This is a genomic window from Burkholderia sp. Ac-20349, from assembly GCF_017104865.1.
In the GTDB taxonomy this organism is placed as follows: Bacteria; Pseudomonadota; Gammaproteobacteria; order Burkholderiales; family Burkholderiaceae; genus Burkholderia; species Burkholderia aenigmatica.
On record NZ_JAAGPM010000227.1, the window covers coordinates 1 to 7,968 of the forward strand.

The following is a 7,968-nucleotide window of genomic DNA, read 5'->3' on the forward strand; positions in this document are numbered from 1 at the left end:
TTTACTACATCGTTGCGACTGCGGGGCTCAACTTCCAGGCCAGTGGCGCGCCTCAGACTCCAGCACACCGCCAACCTTGCCTCCCTCTTCCGCGCCGCGTTTCCGTTAGCGCGAAAGAGGCGTGATTTTAAGCACCCGGCCCCAACTACGCAAGCCCCTTTGTGAAAATATTTTGAAAAAGCCCCCGTGCGCTGCCGCGCACGGGGGCTTGGGGCTCGACAGGCCGGGCAATCACGCCGACAACCGATACCGGTCAGTCGCCGACCGCCACCCGGGCAGTCCGATCAGCGGTGCTTGAATACCGGCTTCCGCTTTTCGACGAATGCTGCCATCCCCTCCTTCTGGTCTTCGGTCGCGAACAGCGAATGGAACAGCCGGCGCTCGAAGTGGACACCTTCGGCGAGCGTCGTCTCGTACGCACGGTTCACCGACTCCTTGACCATCATGACCGCCGGCAGCGAAAACTCGGCGATCGTCGCCGCGGCGGCAATCGCCTCGTCGAGCAGCGTGTCGGCCGGCAGCACGCGCGACACGAGCCCCGCGCGCTCCGCTTCCGCAGCATCCATGAAGCGGGCCGTCAGGCACATGTCCATCGCCTTCGCCTTCGACACCGCGCGCGGCAGACGCTGCGTGCCGCCCGCACCCGGCATGACACCCAGCTTGATTTCCGGCTGGCCGAACTTGGCCGTGTCCGCCGCGAAGATGATGTCGCACATCATGGCCAGCTCACAGCCACCACCCAGCGCAAAGCCCGAAACCGCGGCAATGATCGGCTTGCGGATCTCGCGAACCGTCTCCCAGTTGCGCGTGATGTAGTCGCCCCGGTAGGCATCCATATAGGAGTAGGTCGCCATCATGCCAATGTCAGCGCCGGCCGCGAACGCCTTCTCGCTGCCGGTCACGACGATCGCGCCGATGCCATCGTCGGCATCGAACGCCTTCAGCGCGTCACCCAATTCATCCATCAGCGCATCGTTCAGCGCATTCAGCGCCTTCGGGCGGTTCAGCGTAACCAGCCCGACACGCCCCCGGGTCTCCACCAGGATGTTCTCGTAAGCCATCTATTTCTCCTCGATCAATGAAATGAGAAACGCCTCGCACATGCGAATAGTTTGATGCTACCATTCTCCGACCAACCGGTCGGTTAATTAATCGATCCAACCCCTCTCAACGTCCATCAGGCTGCCGCCATGACCCATGCACTGTTCACGAAGCACGAAGACACGCTGAAGCACGCACTCGCCGCCATCGAGAGCCGCGGGTACTGGAGCCCGTTCGCCGAAATGCCGAGCCCCAAAGTGTACGGGGAAAGCGCGAACGCAGATGGCGAGGCCGCGTTCAAGTCGCACCTCGACCAGACGTTCGCGCTCGATCAGCCGGCGTCCGGGGAAACGGTCGGCGCAGAGCGGTCGCCGTACGGCATTGCACTGGGCATCCGGTATCCGAAGTCGACGCCCGACGAGCTGATCGCCGCCGCTGCTGCCGCGCAACGCGCGTGGCGCGAAGCCGGCCCGAGCGCCTGGATCGGCGTCAGCCTCGAAATCCTCGCGCGCCTGAATCGCGCAAGCTTCGAGATCGCCTACAGCGTGATGCACACCACGGGGCAGGCATTCATGATGGCGTTCCAGGCCGGCGGCCCGCACGCACAAGATCGTGCGCTCGAGGCAGTCGCCTATGCATGGGACGAACTGCGCCGCATCCCCGCCGATGCGCACTGGGAAAAGCCGCAAGGCAAGAACCCGCCGCTCGCGATGCACAAGCGCTACACGATCGTCCCGCGCGGCACCGGGCTCGTGCTCGGCTGCTGCACGTTCCCGACCTGGAACGGCTACCCGGGCCTGTTCGCCGATCTGGCAACCGGCAATACCGTGATCGTCAAACCGCATCCGGGCGCGATCCTGCCGCTCGCCATCACCGTCCGGATCGCTCGCGACGTACTGCGCGAAGCCGGTTTCGATCCGAACGTCGTCACGCTCCTCGCGACCGAACCCAACGACGGCGCACTCGTTCAGGATCTCGCGCTGCGCCCCGAGATCAAGCTGATCGACTTCACCGGCAGCACGCAAAACGGCACGTGGCTCGAACGCCATGCCCATCAGGCACAGGTCTATACCGAGAAGGCCGGCGTCAATCAGATCGTGATCGACTCGACCGACGATTTGAAGGCCGCCGCCAAGAACATTGCATTCTCGCTGGCGCTGTACTCCGGCCAGATGTGCACGGCGCCGCAGAACATCTATGTGCCGCGCGACGGCATCCGGACGGCGGACGGCCATGCGAGCTTCGACGAAGTCGCACAGGCAATCGCCGTTGCCGTGCAAAAGCTCACCGGCGACCCGGCACGCTCGGTCGAACTGATCGGCGCAATCCAGAACGAAGGCGTGACCGCACGCATCGACGACGCCCGCCAGCTCGGCCGCGTGCTCGCCGACAGCCTTACCCTCCAGCACCCTGCGTTCCCCGATGCCCGCGTGCGCACGCCGCTCGTGCTGCAACTCGACGTGGCCGATCGCGAGAAATTCACGCAGGAGTGGTTCGGCCCGATCTCGTTCGTGATCGCGACCGACTCGACCGCGCAGTCGCTCGATCTCGCCGGCGAAATCGCGGCGGAACATGGCGCGCTGACGCTCTCCGTTTACAGCACTGACGATGCGATCGTCGACGCCGCCCACGATGCGGCGGTGCGCGGAGGTGTCGCACTGTCGATCAACCTGACGGGCGGCGTGTTCGTGAACCAGTCGGCCGCATTCTCGGATTTCCACGGCACGGGCGCGAACCCGGCAGCCAACGCGGCGCTGGCCGACCCGGCGTTCGTCGCCAACCGGTTCCGCGTGGTGCAAAGCCGCGTCCATGTTGCGCCGAAAGCGGCACCTGCGGAAGCCGGCCAACCGGCATAACCCGATTGGTCGACGTGCAAACGCCGCCACGTTCTCTACCATGAACGAATCCGCCACCCGGCGGGTTCGTTGCTCATCGATACGCTCATGACAGACGCCTATATCTGCGACGCGATTCGCACCCCCATCGGCCGCTACGGCGGCGCCCTGAAAGATGTCCGCGCCGACGATCTCGGTGCGGTACCGCTCAAGGCGCTCGTCGAGCGCAACCGCAACGTCGACTGGACGGCGATCGACGACGTGATCTACGGCTGCGCGAACCAGGCCGGCGAGGACAACCGCAACGTCGCGCGCATGTCGGCGCTGCTCGCGGGCCTGCCGACCGAGGTGCCCGGCACGACGCTGAACCGGCTGTGCGGCTCCGGGATGGACGCGATCGGCACGGCCGCGCGCGCGATCAAGGCGGGCGAGGCGCGCCTGATGATCGCCGGCGGCGTCGAGAGCATGACGCGCGCGCCGTTCGTGATGGGCAAGGCCACGAGCGCGTTTGCGCGCCAGGCCGACATCTACGATACGACGATCGGCTGGCGCTTCATCAATCCGCTGATGAAACAGCTGTATGGGGTCGATTCGATGCCCGAGACGGCCGAGAACGTCGCGGTCGACTACAACATCAGCCGCGCCGACCAGGATCTGTTCGCGCTGCGCAGCCAGCAGAAGGCCGCGCGGGCGCAGCAGGACGGCACGCTCGCCGACGAAATCGTCGCGGTCACGATTCCGCAGAAGAAAGGCGATCCGGTGGTCGTCTCGCGCGACGAGCATCCGCGCGAGACGTCGCTCGAAGCACTTGCGAAGCTCAAGGGTGTCGTACGCCCGGACGGCTCGGTGACGGCCGGCAACGCATCCGGCGTCAACGACGGTGCGTGCGCGCTACTGCTCGCCAATGCGCAGGCAGCCGACCAGTACGGCTTGCGCCGCCGCGCACGCGTCATCGGCATGGCGACGGCCGGCGTCGCGCCGCGCGTGATGGGCATCGGCCCCGCGCCGGCCACGCAGAAACTGCTGCGCCAGCTCGGCATGACCATCGACCAGTTCGACGTGATCGAACTGAACGAGGCGTTCGCATCGCAAGGCCTCGCGGTACTGCGCATGCTCGGCGTCGCCGACGACGATCCGCGCGTGAACCCGAACGGCGGTGCGATTGCACTGGGCCATCCGCTCGGTGCATCGGGCGCCCGGCTCGTGACCACGGCACTCCACCAACTCGAGCGTACGGGCGGTCGCTTCGCGCTCTGTACGATGTGCATCGGCGTCGGCCAGGGTATCGCGCTCGCGATCGAACGCGTGTAACCCACGCACCGAGCGCCTATAACGAAGTCATGAAGGAGACACTGCATGTCCTATCAGGCGATTCAGCTGGATATCGATCAGGCCTCGAACGTGGCCACGATTACCCTCAACCGCCCCGACAAGCTGAACAGCTTTACGCGGGCGATGCATCGCGAGCTGCAATCGGCACTCGATGATGTCGAGGCGGCCGGCGCACGCGCGCTGATCCTGACAGGTGCGGGGCGCGGCTTCTGCGCAGGCCAGGACCTGGCCGATCTCGACTTCACGCCGGGCGCGTCCACCGACCTCGGCACGCTGATCGACGAGCACTTCAATCCGCTGATCCGCCGCCTGCAGCGTCTGCCGATTCCGGTAATCGCCGCCGTCAACGGCACGGCGGCCGGCGCCGGCGCGAATCTCGCGCTCGCTTGCGATCTCGTGTTCGCCGCCCGCTCGAGCAGTTTTATCCAGGCCTTCGTCAAGATCGGGCTCGTACCCGATTCGGGCGGTACGTGGTTCCTGCCGCAACGCGTCGGGATGGCACGCGCGCTCGGGCTCGCGCTGACCGGCGACAAGCTCGGCGCCGAACAGGCCGAGCAATGGGGCTTGATCTGGCGCGCGGTCGACGACGACGCACTCGTCGCGTCAGCCCGCCAGCTCGCCACCCAGCTCGCGCAGCAGCCGACGCTCGCGATCGCATCGATCAAGCAATCGATGCGCGACGGTGTCACGAACACGCTCGACCAGCAGCTCGACGTGGAACGCGACCTGCAGCGCAAGCTCGGCCAGTCGCACGACTATGCGGAAGGCGTGACGGCATTCATCGAGAAGCGCGCGCCGCGCTTCGAGGGGCGTTGACATGACGAACGCCACTGCCACGCTCGACCCCGATTCGCTGGCCCGCGCCACCGCACGGGCGATGTACGACGCCGACGCATGCAGCCGCGCGTTCGGCATGGAAATCGCCGAAGTACGCGCGGGCTACGCGCGCCTGCAGATGCGCGTGCGGCCCGAATTCCTGAACGGGCACCAGACCTGCCATGGCGGGATCATCTTCACGCTGGCCGATTCGACGTTCGCGTTCGCGTGCAACTCGTACAACGTGAATACCGTCGCGGCCGGTTGCTCGATCGAATTCCTGCGCCCCGTGCACGGCGATGACGTACTGACGGCCGAGGCGATCGAGCAGGCGCGCGCCGGCCGCCAAGGCATCTACGACATCCGCGTCACGAACCAGACCGGCGAAACGGTCGCGATGTTTCGCGGCAAATCCGCCCAGATCAAGGGCACGGTCATCCCGGAAGACCGCTGACGTCGACGGCTCGCACATAACAAACACTGGAGACAGGCATGACTACCCCGCTACCGCTCGAGCCGATCGAGACCGCCTCACGCGACGAGCTGACCGCGCTGCAGCTCGAGCGCCTCAAGTGGTCGCTCCGGCATGCGTATGACCACTCCCCCGTCTATCGTCGCAAGTTCGACGACGCGGGTGTCCACCCGGACGACCTGAAGACGCTCGCCGACCTGTCGCGCTTCCCGTTCACGACGAAGAGCGACTTGCGCGACAGTTACCCGTTCGGGATGTTCGCAGTGCCGCAGGACCAGATCTCGCGTATTCATGCGTCGTCGGGCACGACCGGCAAGCCGACGGTCGTCGGCTATACGGCCGGCGACATCGACACATGGGCGAATCTCGTCGCTCGTTCGATCCGCGCCGCCGGGGCGCGCCGTGGCGACAAGGTGCACGTCAGCTACGGCTACGGCTTGTTCACGGGCGGGCTTGGCGCGCACTACGGCGCCGAACGCGCAGGGTTGACCGTGATCCCGTTCGGCGGCGGCCAGACCGAGAAGCAGGTACAGCTGATCCAGGATTTCCGACCCGACATCATCATGGTGACGCCGAGCTACATGCTGTCGATCGCCGACGAAATCGAGCGCCAGGGTCTCGATCCCGTGCAGAGTTCGCTGCGCATCGGCATCTTCGGTGCGGAACCCTGGACCAACGACATGCGCGTCGCGATCGAAAAGCGGATGGGTATCGACGCGGTCGACATTTACGGGTTGTCGGAAGTGATGGGCCCCGGCGTCGCATCCGAATGCGTTGAGACCAAGGACGGCCCGACCATCTGGGAAGACCACTTCTATCCGGAAATCATCGATCCTGAAACCGGTGAAGTGCTTCCGGACGGCGAACTCGGCGAGCTCGTGTTCACGTCGCTGACGAAGGAGGCGCTGCCGATCGTCCGTTACCGGACCCGTGACCTCACGCGGCTGTTGCCCGGCACGGCCCGCACGATGCGCCGGATGGAGAAGATCACGGGGCGTTCGGACGACATGATGATCGTGCGCGGCGTCAACGTGTTCCCGACGCAAATCGAGGAGCAGTTGCTCAAGCAGCGCGCGCTCGCGCCGCACTATCAGATCGTGCTGACGAAGGAAGGCCCGCTCGACGTGCTGACGCTCAACGTCGAGCCTTGCCCCGAGACCGTGCCCGATACGGCGGCGATCCATGCGGCAAAACAGGCGCTCGCCTACGACATCAAGTCGCTGATCGGTGTGACGGCCGTGATCAACGTGCTGCCCGTGAACGGGATCGAACGCTCGGTCGGCAAGGCGCGACGCGTCGTCGACAAGCGCAAGGGCTGACGGCAATCGCTGCGCGTGCATGACGCGCGGTGAATCCGTGGCTGCAAATGAAACAGCCCGATCGGCCAATGCCGATCGGGCTGTTTCATTCCGGGACGCCGTTGGGGCACCCGTCGACGCGACACGCGCATCACGAAGACTGACACCGCACCGGAGCCCTCGCGATCAGAGCGACGCCCCGCAAGCACACCGTCGCACCCACGAATACCGCATCTGATGCATCGGCGGCGACCCGGGCAACCCGGGCCGCCTCATGTCACGAATTCGGGAACAGCAGCCACATCCGGCCGACCTGCTTCATCCGCCCGGCCTGATCGCCTGCGTCGTCGCCGAGCCCCCAGAAATAGTCGGCCCGCACGCCGCCCTTGATCGCGGAGCCGGTATCCTGCGCAAACACGAGCCGGTTCATCGGCGTATTCGTCAGCGGGCGCGTGGTCTGCAGGAACACCGGCGTACCGAGCGGGATCGACGACGGATCGACGGCGATCGAACGCTCCGGCGTCAGCGGTACGCCGAGCGCGCCGATCGGGCCGTCCGAGCCGCCATGCGGTGCATCTTCCTTGGTGGGCATGTCGCGGAAGAACACGAACCGCGGGTTCGTGTCGAGCAGCGCGTCGACGCGGTTCGGGTTCGCCTTCGCCCACGCCTTGATGCCCTGCATCGTCGCCTGAGCCGGCGTCAGCTCGCCGCGATCGAGCAGCCACTTGCCGATCGAGCGATACGGCTGGTTGTTGGTGCCGCCGAAGCCGACCCGCATCACCGAACCGTCGTCGAGCAGCACGCGCCCCGAACCCTGCACCTGCAGGAAGAACGCTTCGATCGGGTCGTCGACCCACACGAGTTCGTTGCCGTTCAGGATGCCGGCGCGTTCGAGCTGCGAGCGTGCCGGCAGCGCGGCGCCCGCGCGATAACCGGCCGGCCAGCGGTAGAGCGCGTACTGATACGGACCGCGACGCACGCGCGAACCATGCAGCAGCGGCTCGTAGTAACCGGTCACGAGCCCGTCGAGCGTACCGTCGGTGTTCGCGAGCGGAATCACGATCGCGGCCGCGACCGCGACGACCAGCACGACCGGCCGCCAGCCATGGCGCTGCGCGATCGCCGCGAGCATCGGCAGGAACACGAGCTGGCCGGTGGCCGTGCTCGCGGTCAG

The 7,968-nt window shown here is 66.1% G+C and carries 7 protein-coding genes; 5 read left to right on the forward strand and 2 right to left on the reverse strand.

Annotated elements, in window-relative coordinates:
* Positions 1-284: 284 nt before the first annotated feature.
* Positions 285-1,061, reverse strand: a complete 777-nt coding sequence (locus G3N61_RS36865; RefSeq protein ID WP_021156980.1) for an enoyl-CoA hydratase — start codon at positions 1,059-1,061, stop codon at positions 285-287.
* A 129-nt stretch (positions 1,062-1,190) separates the two neighbouring features.
* On the opposite strand from G3N61_RS36865, the gene paaN reads away from it, so the two are divergent.
* The 5 genes from paaN (at position 1,191) to paaK (ending at position 6,815) form a co-directional block, all read left to right on the forward strand.
* Positions 1,191-2,897, forward strand: coding sequence for a phenylacetic acid degradation protein PaaN (gene paaN, locus G3N61_RS36870; RefSeq protein WP_043191523.1), 1,707 nt, complete (start codon positions 1,191-1,193; stop codon positions 2,895-2,897).
* Positions 2,898-2,984: 87 nt separating this feature from the next.
* On the forward strand, positions 2,985-4,187 hold the full coding sequence (gene pcaF / locus G3N61_RS36875) for a 3-oxoadipyl-CoA thiolase (protein ID WP_205824866.1): 1,203 nt from the start codon (positions 2,985-2,987) through the stop codon (positions 4,185-4,187).
* Between the two features lie 45 nt (positions 4,188-4,232).
* Entirely contained in the window at positions 4,233-5,024 is a 792-nt protein-coding gene (gene paaG, locus G3N61_RS36880) for a 2-(1,2-epoxy-1,2-dihydrophenyl)acetyl-CoA isomerase PaaG (protein WP_043191526.1), read from the forward strand.
* A 1-nt stretch (position 5,025) separates the two neighbouring features.
* Positions 5,026-5,478, forward strand: coding sequence for a hydroxyphenylacetyl-CoA thioesterase PaaI (paaI, locus tag G3N61_RS36885; protein WP_043191528.1), 453 nt, complete (start codon positions 5,026-5,028; stop codon positions 5,476-5,478).
* Between the two features lie 38 nt (positions 5,479-5,516).
* Positions 5,517-6,815, forward strand: a complete 1,299-nt coding sequence (paaK, locus tag G3N61_RS36890; RefSeq protein ID WP_205824867.1) for a phenylacetate--CoA ligase PaaK — start codon at positions 5,517-5,519, stop codon at positions 6,813-6,815.
* A gap of 256 nt (positions 6,816-7,071) precedes the next feature.
* Here the strand turns inward: paaK and G3N61_RS36895 are convergent.
* Positions 7,072-7,968 (reverse strand): MltA domain-containing protein (locus G3N61_RS36895; RefSeq protein ID WP_241018082.1); only part of this gene is annotated, 897 nt, incomplete at its 5' end.